Source organism: Arthrobacter sp. CDRTa11, assembly GCF_026427775.1.
Classification (GTDB): domain Bacteria; phylum Actinomycetota; class Actinomycetes; order Actinomycetales; family Micrococcaceae; genus Arthrobacter.
Window position 1 is genome coordinate 3,457,521 of sequence record NZ_CP044532.1, and the last position, 16,354, is coordinate 3,473,874.

The 16,354-nt window shown below is 62.3% G+C and carries 19 protein-coding genes and 1 other RNA gene; 6 read left to right on the top strand and 14 right to left on the bottom strand.

Annotation, left to right across the window (positions count from 1 at the left end; all coding sequences use genetic code 11):
• Positions 1-18 precede the first annotated feature (18 nt).
• The 6 genes from F8G81_RS15590 (at position 19) to F8G81_RS15615 (ending at position 4,363) form a co-directional block, all read left to right on the top strand.
• Entirely contained in the window at positions 19-1,452 is a 1,434-nt protein-coding gene (locus F8G81_RS15590; protein ID WP_267275599.1) for an aminotransferase class V-fold PLP-dependent enzyme, read from the top strand.
• 165 nt (positions 1,453-1,617) lie between these two features.
• Complete coding sequence (locus F8G81_RS15595) at positions 1,618-2,376, top strand: class I SAM-dependent methyltransferase (RefSeq protein ID WP_267275600.1); 759 nt, start codon at positions 1,618-1,620, stop codon at positions 2,374-2,376.
• A 31-nt stretch (positions 2,377-2,407) separates the two neighbouring features.
• On the top strand, positions 2,408-3,121 hold the full coding sequence (locus tag F8G81_RS15600; protein ID WP_267275601.1) for a metal-dependent transcriptional regulator: 714 nt from the start codon (positions 2,408-2,410) through the stop codon (positions 3,119-3,121).
• A 21-nt stretch (positions 3,122-3,142) separates the two neighbouring features.
• Positions 3,143-3,547 carry a fluoride efflux transporter FluC gene (locus tag F8G81_RS15605; protein WP_267279247.1) on the top strand — a complete coding sequence of 135 codons (405 nt, stop codon included), beginning with the start codon at positions 3,143-3,145 and terminating at the stop codon, positions 3,545-3,547.
• Complete coding sequence (locus tag F8G81_RS15610; RefSeq protein WP_267275602.1) at positions 3,544-3,948, top strand: fluoride efflux transporter FluC; 405 nt, start codon at positions 3,544-3,546, stop codon at positions 3,946-3,948. Before F8G81_RS15605 ends, F8G81_RS15610 begins: the two co-directional genes overlap by 4 nt.
• Before the next feature lie 46 nt (positions 3,949-3,994).
• The gene (locus tag F8G81_RS15615) at positions 3,995-4,363 is read left to right on the top strand and encodes a hypothetical protein (RefSeq protein ID WP_267275603.1); all 369 of its coding nucleotides are present in this window, start codon (positions 3,995-3,997) and stop codon (positions 4,361-4,363) included.
• A gap of 29 nt (positions 4,364-4,392) precedes the next feature.
• On the opposite strand, the gene F8G81_RS15620 is transcribed toward F8G81_RS15615, so the two are convergent.
• From F8G81_RS15620 to F8G81_RS15685, 14 genes are all read right to left on the bottom strand, one after another.
• Positions 4,393-5,403, bottom strand: a complete 1,011-nt coding sequence (locus tag F8G81_RS15620; RefSeq protein ID WP_267275604.1) for a S1C family serine protease — start codon at positions 5,401-5,403, stop codon at positions 4,393-4,395.
• Positions 5,404-5,753: 350 nt separating this feature from the next.
• Positions 5,754-6,122, bottom strand: a transfer-messenger RNA (tmRNA) gene (gene ssrA, locus F8G81_RS15625).
• Between the two features lie 116 nt (positions 6,123-6,238).
• Entirely contained in the window at positions 6,239-6,709 is a 471-nt protein-coding gene (smpB, locus tag F8G81_RS15630; protein ID WP_267275605.1) for an SsrA-binding protein SmpB, read from the bottom strand.
• Positions 6,710-6,796: 87 nt separating this feature from the next.
• Positions 6,797-8,203, bottom strand: coding sequence for a M23 family metallopeptidase (locus F8G81_RS15635; RefSeq protein WP_267275606.1), 1,407 nt, complete (start codon positions 8,201-8,203; stop codon positions 6,797-6,799).
• A 27-nt stretch (positions 8,204-8,230) separates the two neighbouring features.
• Positions 8,231-9,145 (bottom strand): permease-like cell division protein FtsX, encoded by a 915-nt coding sequence (gene ftsX, locus F8G81_RS15640; RefSeq protein ID WP_267275607.1) that lies wholly within the window; start codon positions 9,143-9,145, stop codon positions 8,231-8,233.
• Entirely contained in the window at positions 9,142-9,936 is a 795-nt protein-coding gene (ftsE, locus tag F8G81_RS15645) for a cell division ATP-binding protein FtsE (RefSeq protein WP_267275608.1), read from the bottom strand. The genes ftsX and ftsE overlap by 4 nt, the downstream gene beginning before the upstream one ends.
• Positions 9,937-10,113: 177 nt before the next feature.
• Positions 10,114-11,229: a peptide chain release factor 2 gene (prfB, locus tag F8G81_RS15650; protein ID WP_267275609.1), complete on the bottom strand. Its 1,116-nt coding sequence runs from the start codon at positions 11,227-11,229 to the stop codon at positions 10,114-10,116.
• 104 nt (positions 11,230-11,333) lie between these two features.
• Entirely contained in the window at positions 11,334-11,819 is a 486-nt protein-coding gene (locus F8G81_RS15655; RefSeq protein WP_267275610.1) for a Tad domain-containing protein, read from the bottom strand.
• A gap of 10 nt (positions 11,820-11,829) precedes the next feature.
• Entirely contained in the window at positions 11,830-12,249 is a 420-nt protein-coding gene (locus F8G81_RS15660) for a hypothetical protein (RefSeq protein ID WP_323809195.1), read from the bottom strand.
• A gap of 124 nt (positions 12,250-12,373) precedes the next feature.
• Positions 12,374-12,721: a TadE family protein gene (locus F8G81_RS15665; RefSeq protein ID WP_267275611.1), complete on the bottom strand. Its 348-nt coding sequence runs from the start codon at positions 12,719-12,721 to the stop codon at positions 12,374-12,376.
• Between the two features lie 72 nt (positions 12,722-12,793).
• Entirely contained in the window at positions 12,794-13,057 is a 264-nt protein-coding gene (locus F8G81_RS15670; protein WP_267275612.1) for a hypothetical protein, read from the bottom strand.
• Between the two features lie 132 nt (positions 13,058-13,189).
• Positions 13,190-14,131 (bottom strand): type II secretion system F family protein, encoded by a 942-nt coding sequence (locus tag F8G81_RS15675; protein ID WP_267275613.1) that lies wholly within the window; start codon positions 14,129-14,131, stop codon positions 13,190-13,192.
• On the bottom strand, positions 14,128-14,982 hold the full coding sequence (locus F8G81_RS15680) for a type II secretion system F family protein (protein WP_267275614.1): 855 nt from the start codon (positions 14,980-14,982) through the stop codon (positions 14,128-14,130). Before F8G81_RS15680 ends, F8G81_RS15675 begins: the two co-directional genes overlap by 4 nt.
• The gene (locus tag F8G81_RS15685) at positions 14,982-16,205 is read right to left on the bottom strand and encodes a CpaF family protein (RefSeq protein ID WP_267275615.1); all 1,224 of its coding nucleotides are present in this window, start codon (positions 16,203-16,205) and stop codon (positions 14,982-14,984) included. The genes F8G81_RS15680 and F8G81_RS15685 overlap by 1 nt, the downstream gene beginning before the upstream one ends.
• Positions 16,206-16,354 lie beyond the last annotated feature (149 nt).

The following is a 16,354-nucleotide window of genomic DNA, read 5'->3' on the forward strand; positions in this document are numbered from 1 at the left end:
TTTCAGAGTGAGGTCTCTGTGACAACTGCCACCGTCTCCCCCAATACCGCTGCCCAGGCACGGCCCGGCACATCAACAGCACTGTCCGCTGATCGCCTTGCCATCGCCGGGCGTCCCCTTTCCGCCGTCACCGGAGCGGAGATCCAGGCTCCCCTGATCCAGGGCGGGCACGCCAGGTACGCCAACCTGGACTATGGTGCTTCGGCGCCGGCCCTCTCCGTGGTTTCTGCCTACCTCAACGAGATCCTGCCGTTTTACGCGAGCGTCCACCGTGGTGCCGGCTACGCATCCCAGATCAGCACTTCGGTTTATGAGAACTCACGCAGCATCGTCAGGGACTTTGTTGGCGGCCGTCCGGATGACTCCGTCATCTTCACCCGTAACACCACTGATTCCCTGAACCTGCTGGCCGGCTGCCTTCCGGCCACCGACGGGCGCAACCTGGGCGACGTCCTGTATCTCGACATCGAACACCATGCCAACCTCCTGCCGTGGCAGGGAGTCCCGCACCGCAGTGTCGTCGCCGCCGACACCCTCACCGGTACCGTCGAGGCTATCCGTGCCGAGCTGGAACAGGGCGGGGTGAGCCTGCTGGCCGTCACCGGTGCGTCCAACGTCACCGGCGAGATCCTGCCCATCCGGGCACTGGCGGCACTGGCCCACGAGCACGGCGCCCGCATCGTGGTGGACGCCGCACAGCTTGCACCGCACCGGCGGATCGACATCGCCGCTGACGACGTCGACTACCTGGCCTTCTCCGGCCACAAGCTCTATGCGCCCTTTGGGTCAGGTGTCCTGGTGGGCCGCCCGGACTGGCTCGACGCCGGCACTCCCCACCTGGCGGGCGGCGGCGCTGTCCGGGAAGCCAGGCTGGATGGCGTGAGCTGGGCCACCGGCCCGGCCAGGCATGAAGGCGGCTCCCCCAACGTCCTGGGCGCAGCCACTCTTGCCCGCGCCACCCAGGTCATCGCCGCCTTGGACCAGAACCGCTGGCATGCCCATGAGTCCGCCATCAGGTCCTTCCTGGTGGAAGGCCTTGAGAAGATCGACGGCGTCACAGTCCACCAGATCTTCAAGGACACCGACCCCGAGACCGATACCATCGGCGTCGTGAACTTCTCCGTTGCCGGCTATGACGCGGGACTGGTGGCTGCCTATCTGTCCGCCGAGCACGGCGTCGGCCTCCGTGACGGCCGTTTCTGCGCCCACCCCTTGCTCAAACGCCTTGGTCTTCCTTCCGGCTCCCTCCGGGCCAGCTTCGGACTGGGATCCCGCCTCGAAGACGCCCAACGGCTGCTGGCAGGCATCGAGGAACTGCGACGCACCGGCCTGGGCTGGGACTACGTGGTGGACGCCGGCCGCTGGGTCCCCGCCAATGACACCCGGACTTACCCGTCGTGGGCGCCGAACACCCCCGGCACCGCGGGCGCCGCTCCCTGCATCGAAGACTGACTGCGCCCAAGACTGAACTGCATCTGAGACTGACCTGCGCCCAAGACTGAAGTGCACCCCTTTCAAAGGTCCGGCGTGAGGCCTGCTGGAGGCCTGGTTCGTCGGTACGCGCCCGTGCGGTAAATTCGAAAGATACCCAAGGGCATCAGGCGAAGGAGGCCGCGCGTGGCACGGGGTGGCCCCAAACTTGACCACGGACGCCGTCGGGAACTCGCACAGAGCTTCCAGGACGGCGGCGAGCACTACCAGCGCGTCCGGCCCGGGTATCCCGCGGACTCAGCTGACTGGCTGATTCCCGTCGGGGCCCGGGATGCCGTTGACGTGGGTGCAGGGACTGGCAAGTTCACGGCCTTGCTGCTGGAGCGCGGCCTGGCCGTTTCAGCGGTGGACCCTTCCGCCGACATGCTCAAGCAACTGGCGATCCACTATCCACAAGTGGCGGCAAAGCAGGGTACAGCCGAGTCAACAGGTATGGCGAGCGGCTCCTTCGACGTCGTCAGCGTTGCCCAGGCCTGGCATTGGTGTGACCCGCTGCCAGCCAGCACGGAACTCGCACGGATTCTTCGTCCCGGTGGGACACTCGGCCTTATCTGGAACCAGCTGGACACGTCCATACCGTGGGTCCACCGGCTCTCACGGATCATGCACGCCGGAGACGTCTACAAGCCGGAATTCCGTCCTGTGGTGGGGTCTGAGTTCCAGGGGCTCGAAAGCCATGTGACACGGTGGGAAGACCGGCTCAGCACGGCGGACATCATTGAACTGGCCAAATCCCGGAGCTATTTCCTGAGGGCGGGTGAGGCCACCCGGAGTAAGGTCCTCGCCAATCTCGACTGGTACCTGCACGAGCATTTGGACCACACCGCCGGTGCTGGGCTGGGACTGCCTTACCTGACGCTGACCTGGCGGGCCATCAAGGCATGACGCCGGCTGACCACCGGGTAGGCTTGGTACCGTGAAGACCAGCGCGCCCTCCTCCTCGATCGAGGACTACGTCAAGGTCATATACTCCTTCACGGAGTGGCAGGACAAGCCCATCACGTCCTCCCAGCTCGCCCAGCGCCTGGGGGTGGCAAATTCCTCGGTTTCGGAAATGGTCCGCAAACTCAAGGACCAGGGCCTGGTGGACCACAAGCCGTACAGTGCCATCACCCTGACTCAGGACGGGGTACGGTTGGCCCTGTCCATGGTGCGGCGGCACCGACTAATCGAGACCTACCTTGTCCAGCAGCTGGGGTACAGCTGGGATGAGGTCCACGATGAAGCCGAACTGCTGGAGCACGCGGTCTCGGATACGTTCATTGAGCGCATGGCGGCCAAGCTGGGCAATCCCCAGCGCGATCCCCACGGGGACCCCATTCCTACTGCGGACGGAACCGTGCTGATGCCACCGGCCCGCCTGATGAGCGAGCTGGATCAGGGCCACACCGGCAGGATCACCAGGATCAGCGATGAGAACCCCGACCTCCTGCGGTACCTCTCCGCCCAGGAAATCGACCTGGACGCCGATGTTGAGGTTGTAGGCCGTAAACCCTTCGGCGGGGCCCTTGTGGTGCGGATCCGTTCTGCGGGCAGGAAACAGGAATATGACCTCACCGACGAAGTGACGTCAGCCCTCTGGGTGCACAGCGACCACCCCCACCCTGGCTGCGTCCTCGAGGACCGCTGAGTGAACCAGGCCGCCGGCAGCATGCCGAATTGGCGCGCGTGGCTGGCAGTGGCAGCAGGTGGCCTGGTGGGAACGGAAGTTCGCTACGGCCTGGGCCTTGCCTTCCCTGACGCTCCCGGAGCCATTCCGTGGGCCACACTCTTGATCAACGTTTCCGGGAGCTTTGTGCTCGCGGCACTGACCACCTTCTGGATTGCACGCCCTCACACTGCCTTCTGGCTCAGGGCCGGCATAGGCCCCGGGCTGCTGGGCTCGTTCACTACCTTCTCCGCTGTGGTATTCGCCATTGACCAAATGGCGCGGGCCGGCCAGCACCCAGCATGGATTGCCTACCTTGCCCTCTCCCTGATACTTGGACTGGGCGCCGCAGCAGCAGGTTGGCGCACAGGCAAGGTCCTTGCCGACAGGAAGGGGGCGGTTACATGATCGCCGCAGGGCTCGTCGGAGTGTTGGGTGTCCTGGGCGCGCTGCTGCGCTTCGCGGCCGATAGCTGGTTCGCACACCATGCTGCCCGCCGCCCTGTCACCACGGTGGGTGGAACACCGCGCCACTGGCCTTGGGCAACGTTGCTGGTTAATGTCACAGGCTGCCTCATTATCGGGCTGTCCATCGGTATCACCGGACGGCTGGGACTTCCCGCCGACTGGCACACCGCCGTGGCCACAGGTTTGGCGGGAGGGCTCACCACCTTCAGTTCCTGGACCACGGCCACGGTCCGGCTCCTGAGCGAAGCGCGGTTCACGGCGGCCGGACTGAACCTGGGCGGGAACCTCGTTGCGGGCTTCGCCGCCGCGGCCCTGGGCATTGCCCTGGTGACCTGGCGCTGACCGGTCCGGATCACCGGTTTGGCAGTGTCCCGTATCGTTGACTGTGATGATTAGCAGACGCGACGCGGCAATTGCCCTTGATGTACCTATGGAAATGGCCCAGCGGCATGGAGTCCCCAAGTGGCTGTCCGAAGCGGACCTGGGTGAGATCCTGGACAACCCACCACCGTGGCTTGTCCAGTCACGCGCCAACAGAACGGGCAAACGTCCGGTCTGGGTCCATTTGGAGTGCGCCGTCTGTGGGTATGAGGAAGCGGCACGGCCCAAGAAATGGTGGCCCGACTTCACCTACGTCACCTGCGGCCACCATGCTCCCAGCGAGCTGCCGCCCCCTCGTCCTGGCTTCGTCCGGAGCGAGTTCGACGGCGTCGGGACCCGTTTTGTGGGCATCGCTGACGTTTCCGTTCCGGACTGAGACCCGCCGCTTCCCGTCAACCCGCCAACCTACCCGTTCGCGGCCATTTCTTCAGGGACAGCCACGAGATCCATTTCCTTGCCATCGCGCAGGACGGCGATCTGAAGAGGCTGGCCGATAGCATCCGCGAAGAGCAGTTTTTGAAGGCTTTCGGCATTGCTGACCCGACGGTTTCCCGCCGTCAGGATAAAGTCGCCGGCCTGGATGCCCGCCCTGTCTGCGGGAGAACCTGCCAGCACCTCAACTACCCTCAGACCGTCGCGTTGCCCGGTCCTGACCACTGCACTGGCATTGAGCCGGATAGGTGTGCTGACCACGCCGAGGTAGGCCCGCCGCACACGGCCATCTGTCAGGAGTGCGGAGATGATGCGGCGGGTGGTGGCATTGATAGGAACAGCCAGGCCCAACCCTGCACCTGCCACCGCCGTGTTGATGCCCACGATCCGGCTATGGGTGTCTGCCAGGGCGCCGCCCGAGCTGCCTGAATTCAGGGCAGCGTCCGTTTGGATGACATCCTCGATGACCCGCCGGTTGCCGCCTGACCACACCGGAATCGCCCGGCCCAGGCCGCTGACCACACCGGCTGTCACGGAACCTGCCAGTCCCAGCGGATTGCCAACGGCCACTACCAACTGCCCTACCCGCAGGGACTCGGCGTCGCCGAACTCTGCCGGGGCTACTTTCGGCGCACGGCCGCGGATCACTGCAAGGTCGGACAGGGGATCCACTCCCACGAGCTCAAGCTCGGTCCGGCTGCCATCCGCGAAGACTGCATGCCCGTGATGTGTTCCGGCTACTACATGGGAGTTTGTGAGGAGGTAGCCGTCCTCAGTGAAGAGCACGGCTGATCCCGCTCCAAACCTGAACCTGCCATTTCGGCGGTTGCCGGTCATTTCAATGGCTGCAACGTGGGGAGTGACAGTTTCGGCCACCCGCATCACGGTTTTTGAGTAAGAGTCCAGGAGACCGTCGTCGGACTCTGGAGGATCGGGCACTGCTGGATTGGGCACTGCTGGATTGGGCTCCCGCGCCGGGTCCATGGCGCACCTCCTGCTCTTGCTGCCTCCCGGCTTCGGATGCTGGACTGGCGCCGGGTCCTACAGTGGACAACGATCGACGGCCCGGCCATAGTCCCTCCACCGCTACGCCGTTGGTGAACGCCGTCAGGGGGCTTCCCGGCCGTGCCGCGCGGGTGTAGCAAGCGGCTGTATCAATCGGCCGTGCCGAGCGGCCGTGCCAACGGAATGTGCCGACGGGCTCTGCCGACGGAGTGTGCCAGGTGGCCGAACAGAGCCCCGCAGTGCCGCGCGGAGCGAAGCGGCGCTGGAAATGCTGCTGGGATCGTTCCTGCTGGGGCAAGAAAATGGCCCCTATTTCTAGGGGCCAGCTTCTGTGGAGATGGGGGGAATTGAACCCCCGTCCGATGTCGTGTTGTCAGGGCTTCTCCGGGCGCAGTTTGCGTCGGATTTTCTCGGCCCCAGCTATCTTGCAAACAAGTAGCTGATCCGGGCCCAGTCATCTAAGAGTCCCGTTCACCCCGATGACGGAGGTAAACAGCAGTGGCTATCTAAATGACGCCAGGATCCGGGGCAATAGCAACCTCGGGCTGACGGACTGTCTTACTGCTTAGGCAGCAAGAGCGAAGTCAGTGCGCTTGTTTTCGGCACTTATTGGTTTGCAGACAGCGTTTACGAGATAATTCTGCATCCTCGGCCCGCTTCACCTGTCGCGACTAACATCGTCGAAACCGATCATCCCCGTATTTTGTTATCAAACCAGCAGTTCAACCTGCACCCTTCAAGCAAACAACCAGAAGGGCAGTCAGCAATTCCTGCCGGGCTACCAAGCATAACGCATGCCGTGGCCAAATCATTCCTAGCGGCGGTTGCGTTCCCTGATTTCCCGCAAAGCTTCGCGGTTGTCCTGCTGCTCGCGGAGGCTTTGGCGCTTGTCGTACTCCTTCTTGCCGCGGGCGACGCCGATCTCCACTTTGGCCCTGCCGTCCAGGAAGTACAGCTGCAGCGGCACTATGGTGAAGCCCGATTCGCGGATCTTATGGGAGATCTTAATGAGCTCCTCCCTGTGGAGCAGCAGCTTGCGCCGCCGCCGGGCGGAGTGGTTGGTCCAGCTGCCCTGGTTGTACTCCGGGATGTGGATGCCCTCCATCCACAGCTCATCATTATAAAAAGTGCAGAAACCATCCACCATGGAGGCGTGGCCCTCCCGGAGCGACTTCACTTCGGTGCCCATCAGGGCGATTCCGGCCTCATAAGTGTCCAGCACGTGATAGTCATGCCGGGCCTTGCGGTTGGTGGCCACTACTTTTCGGCCACTTTCTTTGGGCACGGTGGAACTCCTCAGTTCTGTCATCCTCGTTGCCTCCGGCCAGTCCGGCCTGGAGTCATACCAGTGTACGGCAGCCGCCGGACGGCACTAGAGCAGGCGCATCGGGTCCACGGCCGCGCCGTTAAGCCATGTTTCGAAGTGCGCATGGCAACCTGTGGAGTTGCCGGTGTTTCCGGAGTACGCGATCAGCTGTCCCTGGGAGACCTGCTGGCCGTTGGAAACCACAATGCTGCTGTTGTGGTAGTAGATGGTTGTCAGGGAGTTGCCCTGCACCACACCGTGGGAGAGCTTTACGCGCCACCCGCCACCGTCACCGGAGTTCCACCCGGAGGAAAATACCTCCCCGGCAGCCGCCGCATATACGGGCGTACCGCAGGCAGCGCCAAAGTCGATGCCCGTGTGCAGGTAGCCGCCTGTGCCGTAAAAGTCGATGGTGCCCGGGGGCGTGGCCCGCCAACCGAAGCCGGACGTGATGGGGACGCTGCCATCGAACGGATGACGCAGGCCAAAGGCCGACGGCGAACCGGTCACCGGAACGTACGGCTTCGCAGCCTGGCCCGCCGCTGCTGCGGCCGCAGCGGCGGCCGCGGCGAGGCGCCTCTGCTCAGCCTCCCACGCTTCACGGAGCTTTCTGTCCCGCTCAACAATTTCGGCGGCAATGGCGTCCTGGCTCGCCTGGACGGCGGCCAGCTGGCTCTGGATTCCGGGCTTCGCCGCCTGCAGCTCAGCGTCCAGCCGCTGGGTATCGGCGATCAGCTGGTCAACCTGTGCCTTCTTTGCCTCCGCCTCGTCCCGGGCAACTTTTTCCCGTTCCAGCGCGGCATCAGCTTTTGCCTTCAGGTCCTGGATCTCCGCCTCGACAGCTTCAAGGCGGGCCTGCGAGTTCACGTTGGTGGCGCTCTGCTGCGTGAGTTTGTCCATGGCCGAGTTCTGGCTGCGCATAGCCTGATCCGCGAGATCCATCGTGTCGGTCAGGCTGCCGCCAGTGTTGGACCCGAAAAAGAGCGTCAGGTTCGACGGGACCCCGCCGGACTTGTAAGCCTGGGTTGCGATCTGGCCGATAAGTTTCTTGGTTTCCGCGATCTTCTGCTTGTCTGTCTCAAGCTGCTGGGTGATCTTGGCCTTGTTCTGTTGCGCCAGGTCGACGCGGGCGGCGAGTGCTTCCACTTCTTTGACCGCGCTGGCCACCCGGCCTTGCGCTTCCAGGAGCGCCTGCTGGGCCCCGGGGAGTTGACCCTGGTAGATCACCAGGTCGCCGGCTGCCTTGGCGATCCGGGAGTCCACAAATTCGAGTGACTGCTGGACGCGGGCTGCCTCTGCTTCAAGGGCTGCCTGTTTGTCTTCCAAGTCACCGGCGAACGCAGTGGGGGCGGCGGAGGCGAGGCTGGCGGTGAGGACCAGTGCAAGGACAGCACTGATGACACCGCTGCGGCGCGCTGAAGGGCGGGGGCTGTCCCGGCGGTGCCGGGGCAAGGTTCGGTGCATTGCGTTCATAAGCATTCCTTGTTCGGTTTGCACAGACTAAACCCTCAAATATCTACGTAAGGTCAAGAGAGACGAAATTCCTGCCAAGGATCCGCCAAGGATTAGCAGCGCCGGCGCAAGAATAAGCGTCTGCCCCGGCGAGATGAATGCTGTGTCCGGATATTGCTTGGACAGGAACTCGCCCAGGAAGAAGTGGGCCACCGCCCAGAGGGTGCCCGAGGCAAGCGCTGCTCCAATCACCGCCGCAATCACACCCTCCAGAATGAACGGAAGCTGGATGACGGTCTTGGAAGCTCCCACCAGGCGCATGATGCCGGTTTCGCGGCGACGGCTGAACGCTGACAAGCGGATGGTGGTGGCGATGAGGAGGATGGCGCAAACAATCATGACGCCGGCGATCAGCACTGCCACCAGCGAAGCGCCGTTCATAACCGTGAACAAACGCTCCAGCAGCTGCCGCTGGTCAATAACGCTCTCCACACCGGGCTGGGACGAAAACGTCTCACTGATGATCTGGTATTTTTGCGGATCCTTCATGTTGATCCGGAAGGAGGCCGGCAGCTGGTCAGGGGTGACGGAGTCCACAATCGGCGAATTGGAGAACTGTTCCTTGAAATGTTTGTAGGCGTCTTCCTTGGATTCGTATTGGAAGTCATTGATGTACTGCGCGACGGCGGGTGACTCAAGGAGGCCTTTGAGGTTCTCCTGCTGCTCGGGGGTGACTGGCCCCGTTGCGCAGCCGGTCGCCGTCGAACCATCACTGCACAGGAAAATCGCTACCTGGACTTTGTCGTACCAGTAGCCCTTCATCTGGTTGATCTGAAGCTGGAGCATGCCGGCGGCGCCGACGAATGTCAGGGAGACAAAAGTAACCAGGATGACCGAAACAACCATGGAGATGTTTCGGCGAAGCCCGCTGCCGATCTCGCCCAGGATAAATGCAAGCCTCATCGCTGCTCCTCCCCGGCATCTGTACGGTAATCGACAGGAACGGCAGGTGGAATTTCTTCCCGTCCGCTGGCATCCTTGAGCCGCCGGGACTGGCCCACCACGGGAATCATTGAGGTGTAGAGGGCCCTCGCCTCGTCACGGATAACGACGCCGTTCTTCAGCTCCACCACACGTTTGCGCATTTCGTTCACAATGTCGTCGTCGTGGGTGGCCATGACCACGGTGGTGCCGTTCTGGTTGATCTTGTCCAGCACGCCCATGATGCCCATGGACGTGGTGGGATCGAGGTTTCCTGTCGGTTCGTCGGCGAGGAGAATGCCGGGGCGGTTGACTACGGCGCGGGCAATGGCTACACGCTGCTGCTCTCCACCGGAAAGTTCGTGCGGCATCCGGTGCTCCTTGCCTTCGAGCCCTACCGTCTTGAGCACCTCGGGGACAGTATCGCGGATCACGCTGCGGCTCTTGCCAATCACCTGCATCGCAAAGGCAACGTTCGCGAAAACGTTCTTCTGCGGAAGGAGACGGAAATCCTGGAAGACCACACCGATGCCTCGGCGCAGCTTGGGCACGCGCCAGCTTGAAATTTTAGCTACATTCTGGCCGGCCACGTAGACGGCACCTGACGATGCCCGGTCTTCCTTCAGGACAAGCCTGAGGAAGGTGGACTTGCCGGACCCGGAAGCACCAACAAGGAACGCGAATTCACCACGGTCAATCTCGAGGCTGACGGCGTCCAGCGCCGGCCGGGCTGTCTGGTCGTAGACCTTGGTGACATTTTCGAATCGGATCATGGCCCTAAGTACCCTGCAGGGCATGGCTGATGCAGCCCAGATCTGCAGCCGGTGCGCGGGCTTTCTTTTGGGGGAAGTAGAGCTCCGGCTCCTCGACTATACGCAGCCTTTTGCCCGGATTTAGGGGGTTCCGGGGGCGTGTCGCGCGATCCGGCCTACCGGGTAAGGCCGACCTGCCTACTTGTCAGCGTTGCGGTTATCGGTGCGCCAACGGATACCGGCGTCGATAAAGTCGTCGATCTCACCGTCGAAAACAGCCGAGGTATTACCTACTTCATGTTCGGTGCGGAGATCCTTCACCATTTGGTAGGGGTTGAGCACGTAGGACCGCATCTGGTCGCCCCACGACGCCTTAACGTCACCGGCGAAAGCCTTCTTTTCAGCATCTTCCTGCTCCTTCTTTATTAGAAGGAGGCGGGACTGGAGCACACGCATGGCAGCCGCGCGGTTCTGCAGCTGGGACTTTTCGTTCTGCATTGAAACCACGGTGCCAGTCGGGATGTGGGTCAGGCGCACCGCTGAGTCGGTGGTGTTGACTGACTGGCCGCCGGGTCCCGATGACCTGAAGACGTCCACGCGGATCTCGTTGTCCGGAATATCTATGGAGTCGGTCTGTTCAATCAGAGGTATGACCTCCACTGCGGCGAAGGACGTCTGGCGCCTGCCCTGGTTGTCGAAGGGACTGATTCTGACGAGCCGGTGGGTGCCGGCCTCCACGCTGAGGGTGCCGAAGGCGTACGGGGCCTTGACTTCAAAGGTAGCCGACTTGAGCCCTGCCTCTTCCGCGTAGGACGTGTCCATGACAGTGGTCGGGTAACCATGGCGTTCGGCCCAGCGCAGGTACATGCGCATCAGCATCTCGGCGAAGTCTGCGGCATCTACGCCGCCCGCTCCTGCACGGATGGAGACTACTGCCTCACGTTCGTCGTACTCGCCCGAGAGCAGGGTTACCACTTCAAGTTCCTTCAGCGATTTCCTGATGGATTCAAGTTCGGTGGCCGCCTCGCCCATGGAATCGGCGTCGTCCTCGTCCTGGCCCAGCTCCACCAGGACCTCCAGGTCGTCAATCCGCGATGCCAGTGTGTTGAGCCGTTCCAGCTCGGACTGGCGATGGGACAGGCGTGAGGTGATTTTCTGGGCTGCCGCCGGGTCATCCCACAGGTCAGGCTCCCCCGCCCGCTCGCTCAATTCAGCGATGTCTTCCTTCAACGCCTCAACATCAGTCACTCGCTCGATGGAGGTGTAGGTAGCGCGAAGAGCGCGGATTTCTGCGGAAAAATCAATATTGGCCATGGTCGTTTAAGCCTACGCTATCCATCCGGGAGCCCGAACCGGCCTGCTGGCGCCGCGATCGTCCCGGTATTCCTCGTAACGCTTGCCCCGCCTGCCACGCTCCGTCACCGGGTTAGCCGGGAGCGCGCGGTGGAGGTCGCTTCTATCCTGATTCCGTCAGGGACCAGGAAATTCACCACCGGCGGGTGGACGGCGGCGCTGAGCACTACGACGGCGGTTGAACCGTCGGGACTTCCGGTCGCCGGGGCAACCAACAGGTCATCAAAGCGCTGCGAGGCGGGAGACTTTGCGACGAACTCGCTGGCCACGTTGCGGACGCGTTCTGGGTTCAAGACTGCAGAAGGGACGCCACCCTCCGTCCCCACTTGGCCCAGTTTGTAGCTGTCCGCAGCTGCGAGCGATGCTCCATCGGCAAGCGAAAGCAGCCTCTTATGTTCCAAGTAGACACTGGAGATGCCAACAACCACGGTCGTCACAAGCAGTGCCAGCAAAACGTAGCCGATGATGAGCACGATCATCTGACCGTCCTCCCGTGCTCGCCGTTCCTTCTGCCTGGCTTTTGGTGACGCTGCCTTATGAAGGTTTTTCATCGAATCTGTTTCATCGAAACTTGCCAACCACTTGGGTTGAGGAGGCCTCGACCTCGCTGGCATTCAGTCTGAACGCGTCGCTGAAAGGAATGAAGGGCAACTGAACGGTCAGGCTAACAGTGACAGTGACAGCAGTACCCGCGGCCTGACAGTCAGAGGGCTCGCAAAGCGTTGATACGTGTGCCGCTTCGGCAGGGTGACCGTAGTCCGCCAAAGCGATGAGCGCAGCCTGCTCCGCGGCTGTCTGAGCGGAGCGTGCGTCTGGCTGTGCCACAAAAACCTTGGCTGCCTGGTCGGCGGCACCCACCACTGCAAAAGAACCACCTTGGAGGTGCCCCATGGTGATGATGAAATACACCAGGGGGACCATCAGGAGGAGTGCCAGGAAAGTAAATTCAACCACCGCACTCCCCCGCTCGCTTTCACGCACACTGCCAGGATCGGCCGGGGTCAGGCACAGGGCTTCACAGAACCTGCTTTTGGTTCGGAGGCTCAATGGCGGCCAGCATGACTGCCATCCTGGTCGCCACTGGTGTTCGCTGCTGGATTGGTGCTCAGGGCTGGATTGCAGCATGACCTTTAACCTCCAGCATCTCCCGCGGGCCAATGAGGCCGATGACGGGCATGGGTGCCCGGACTGTTACCTGCAGAGTTCTTAGGCCTTGAAACGTCACCTCGGACGTGCTGATGTCCAGGGCATAGTCGGCATTTAGCGCTGACCCGATCAGGTCCGCTGCACGTTCAGTAGCGTCGGGGGCACCACGATCAGCCAGGGTTCCGTAGCGGGCACCCGAGGAAGCGGCATCGATCAATGTATTCCGGACGTGCAGGACCAAGGCCAGCTGGATGATGGCGAGGAAGAACACCGTGAGCAGGCCGCCCACCAGGATGAAGTCGACCACCGCAGAGCCGCGCTCTTCGCTGCGCCAACCAGTCGCGGAAGAAGGTCCGCTCTGGCATTGTCGGTGCACGGGCTAGCTTCCGACCTTGTCCATGGCCTGGTTAAACATTGCTTCAAGCGCCGGGCCTGCGAGCGCCAGCAGCGCTGCCACCAGGACGGCGGACATCAACGTGATCATCACCCAACCAGGGACGTCGCCCCGCTCCGGATGGTCAGCCCGTCCGGCCTGCCCGGATGCGTCACTCAATGACCTGGCGCCGGCCCTGGTTGCCACGGTCCAGAGACCGGCCAGAAACGCCAGGAAGAGCAATCCGCTCCGAAGTCCCAGGTTTTTCATTCTTCAATCCCCAATCTGTAGATACTGCGTGGTGGCAAAGACTCAATGACTCGGCGGATTCTTGGCTCTAGTTGTTCATCCGCGGTAATGCTGACTTTTGTGCACGTAAATCCCGTTTCGCGGCCGGGTCTTTCAGAGACCCAGGCTGATCGCGGCTATTCCTGGAAACACGGCGAAGACCACCGTCAAGGGAAGAACTCCGAACACGAGTGGCACCATCATCGCAATCTCCTTCCGGCCCGCGGATTCCATAAGTTCGCGCTTGGCGTTGTCCCGGACGTCCTGTGCCTGGGCCCGCAGCACATCTGCCAGGGGTGTGCCCCGCTCAACGGCCACAATGACGCCGTCGACAAACCTGACCAGCGGCCCCAAGTCCGTCCGTGCGGAGAATTCCTGCAGTGCAGCAACCAAGGGCTTTCCTGCCCTGGTCTCCGAGAGAATTTTGGCAAATTCTCCGGCCAGCTCTCCCCGGGCGCTGCGGCATACCCTGTCCAAAGCGCCGGTGGCGCTCTCCCCGGCGCTGACTGCCAGCGCCATCAGCTCGGCGAGACTGGGAAACTCCGCCATCATCCGGGATTCCCGTTTGCTGATCTGGACGCCAAGCCAGTAATCCCGGAGCATAAAGCCACCAAGGGTGCTGCCCAGCACAGCAATAACAGCCAAGACTGGGCTGAAGCGCCCGGCGACGGCGCCAAGGACGACTCCCGCCAGTGAGACAACAAATCCTGCCGCGGCCCACAGGAGCTGTTCCGCCCTGAAATCCACAGGTGCTTTGCTGATCCCTGCCTGTGCAAGCCTGCGCACCAGCGCCCTGGAACCAAGATTCAATTTGGCAAGCCTCGAGAGGCCATCGCGAACGACCGGTCGGAGTATTCTCTCCAATGGCCCAAACGGAGTGATATTCCGTTCGCTCGATCGCAGAAGCCTGGACTCAAGGTTTTGGGACCTCAGCTGCGGTTCAATCCGCTCGGCGAACGTGGTGGCACGCATGAACGGCAGCCTGACCAGCAACAGCCAGAGGCCTCCACCCAAAACGACACCACAGACGATCACAGCGGCGGAGGTGCCGGTCATCGGAGCACCCTTTCGTCCTGCGGGAGGGCCCCAATGCGCAGCATAACGGAATAGCAGATCAATGACACCACGAGCCCGCCGAGGAGCACGCCGGCCCCTGCGGGCGTATTGTAGGCCTGCACCGCTTCAGGCCTTGTGGCCAGGAGGACCATGACAATCCACGGCGCGGCGACCGCCAGCCTTGCCGCACTGATGGTCCATGACTGCCTGGCCTCCAGTTCGCTTCGCGTCCTGGCACTTTCACGGAGAAACTCGGCCAGGGTCCCCAGAAGTTTCCCGAGGTCGGAACCGCCTACTTCCCGCGTCAGCCGCAGGGCCTCGACTATCCGGTCTGCCACCGGATCAGCCAACCGATCCTTGAGCTTATTCAGCGCGGCATTAAACTGGCCACCGGCGCGATAGTCCGCGCCAAAGTCGCGAAATACAGGGCGAAGCTCCTCCGGACCTTTCTCTCCCAGTTGAATGAGGGCTTCCGGCAGCGACAAACCGGCCCGGATGGCGGAACGAAGATGATCGACAACGTCGGGCCAAAGCTGACGCAGCACCGCCGTCCTCTTTTTGGCACGCCACCGGACCAGGCTGATGGGCAGCCACGCACCGAACAATCCAAAGCAGGCAGAAATGGGCCAAGACCCGCTGACAGCGAAGAAAGCAAGTGCCACAAAGATGCCCAGGCCAACACACGTGGCAATGAGGCCGCTTCCGGTAACCTTTTCGATGCCGGCGGAGGCCAGCAGGTCCTCCAGCCGGTTGACCTTATGGGTGCGATCAACGGGCGCCAGTTGCTCCCAGCAGGACAACCAGATGAGAAACAGCCCTGTCCCCGCCAGCACCCCAACTAACGGCGCCATCAGCGCGACTCCAGCAGCGCCGCGACGTCGTAACCAGCGCGGGCAAATTTCTCAGTGGCGGGCATCGAACTTGCCCTCGGCTGCAACTGGCCATCTACGATGGCGAACACCATCGACGACTCGATGATGCCGTTCTCAACGCGCCTGCCAAGGGAAAGAATTTCTGTCACCTGACGGCGGCCGTTGGCCTGGCGGCTGCAGTGAACCACCAGGTCTATGCAGGATGCAACCGTGGGTACCACGAAGGCGCTGGAAATATTTTCACCGGCCAACAGAGGGAGCGTGCAGATCTTGGTCACAGCATCGTGTGCCGAGTTGGCATGCACGCTGCACATCCCGGGAAGGCCCGAGTTCAGGGCGATCAGCATGTCCAGACTTTCGGCCTCTCTGACTTCGCCCACCACCAATCGGTCAGGGCGCATCCGCAAAGCTTCTTTTACCAGCCTGCGCAAAGGGATCTCGCCTTCGCCCTCCAGATTGGGCTGGCGGCATTGAAGGCCCACCACATCCCTCAAAGGAAACTGCAGCTCAAAGATTTCTTCGACGGTGATGACCCGTTCCCGGCTGCCGATACCCGCCGCGAGACAGTTGAGCATGGTAGTTTTACCTGCTTGAGTGGCGCCGGAGACAAGAATATTCAGTCCGCTGGCCACTGCTGCTCCCAGGAACCGGGCCGCCTGGGGCGTCAGGGTCCCCAACTCCACGAGATGCTCCAGCCGGCTTGCTTTGACCACGAACTTCCGGATGTTCACCGCCCAATGCCGCCGGGTGACGTCGGGGATGACTACGTGAAGCCTTGAACCGTCCGGCAAAGCAGCATCGACAAATGGAGAAGACATATCGAGCCGCCGGCCTGAACTCTTTAGCATCCGTTCCACGAGGTCGCGCACCTGTTGGGCCGTTAAGCTCAGGGACGTGAGCTCGGACTCGCCGTTCCGGGCCACATAGATCTCATTGGGTGCATTCAGCCAGATTTCCTCGATGGAGGGGTCGTCCAACAACGGCTGGAGCACACCGAACCCAGCTACTGCATCAAAGACAAACCTCTGGGCAGCCTCCAGCGGACCAATCGGCGGGAGCGGTCCCATCAGGGCCCGCTCGTCATAGTCACTGACGGCGGCTTCAACCAGCCGGCGAACCTCGCCCGGCTGCCGCAACGGGTCAAGACCCCGGCGACGGATCAGCTCCCGGACTTCGTCCTCCACGATTCGTACAGCATCCATGCGTTCCCCAAAATGACTGCCGCCCCCGGCAGAGGCAGTACAACTGGGTACAGCCTAGGGAGGTTACAACACCCCGCCAAGTCATATGGGTACAGATGTGGATAAACGTCACGAGGGCACCCCAACTCCAATGGGCTTTCCGGCGGGAC

Bases quoted from the DNA above. Each gene is read 5' to 3' on its own strand.
- F8G81_RS15605 (WP_267279247.1), top strand. From the start codon at position 3,143: ATGCCGAATTGGCGCGCGTGGCTGGCAGTGGCAGCAGGTGGCCTGGTG.
- F8G81_RS15610 (WP_267275602.1), top strand. From the start codon at position 3,544: ATGATCGCCGCAGGGCTCGTCGGAGTGTTGGGTGTCCTGGGCGCGCTG.
- F8G81_RS15615 (WP_267275603.1), top strand. From the start codon at position 3,995: ATGATTAGCAGACGCGACGCGGCAATTGCCCTTGATGTACCTATGGAA.
- F8G81_RS15620 (WP_267275604.1), bottom strand. From the start codon at position 5,403: ATGGACCCGGCGCGGGAGCCCAATCCAGCAGTGCCCAATCCAGCAGTG.
- F8G81_RS15635 (WP_267275606.1), bottom strand. From the start codon at position 8,203: ATGAACGCAATGCACCGAACCTTGCCCCGGCACCGCCGGGACAGCCCC.
- ftsX (WP_267275607.1), bottom strand. From the start codon at position 9,145: ATGAGGCTTGCATTTATCCTGGGCGAGATCGGCAGCGGGCTTCGCCGA.
- ftsE (WP_267275608.1), bottom strand. From the start codon at position 9,936: ATGATCCGATTCGAAAATGTCACCAAGGTCTACGACCAGACAGCCCGG.
- prfB (WP_267275609.1), bottom strand. From the start codon at position 11,229: ATGGCCAATATTGATTTTTCCGCAGAAATCCGCGCTCTTCGCGCTACC.
- F8G81_RS15655 (WP_267275610.1), bottom strand. From the start codon at position 11,819: ATGAAAAACCTTCATAAGGCAGCGTCACCAAAAGCCAGGCAGAAGGAA.
- F8G81_RS15670 (WP_267275612.1), bottom strand. From the start codon at position 13,057: ATGAAAAACCTGGGACTTCGGAGCGGATTGCTCTTCCTGGCGTTTCTG.
- F8G81_RS15675 (WP_267275613.1), bottom strand. From the start codon at position 14,131: ATGACCGGCACCTCCGCCGCTGTGATCGTCTGTGGTGTCGTTTTGGGT.
- F8G81_RS15680 (WP_267275614.1), bottom strand. From the start codon at position 14,982: ATGGCGCCGTTAGTTGGGGTGCTGGCGGGGACAGGGCTGTTTCTCATC.
- F8G81_RS15685 (WP_267275615.1), bottom strand. From the start codon at position 16,205: ATGGATGCTGTACGAATCGTGGAGGACGAAGTCCGGGAGCTGATCCGT.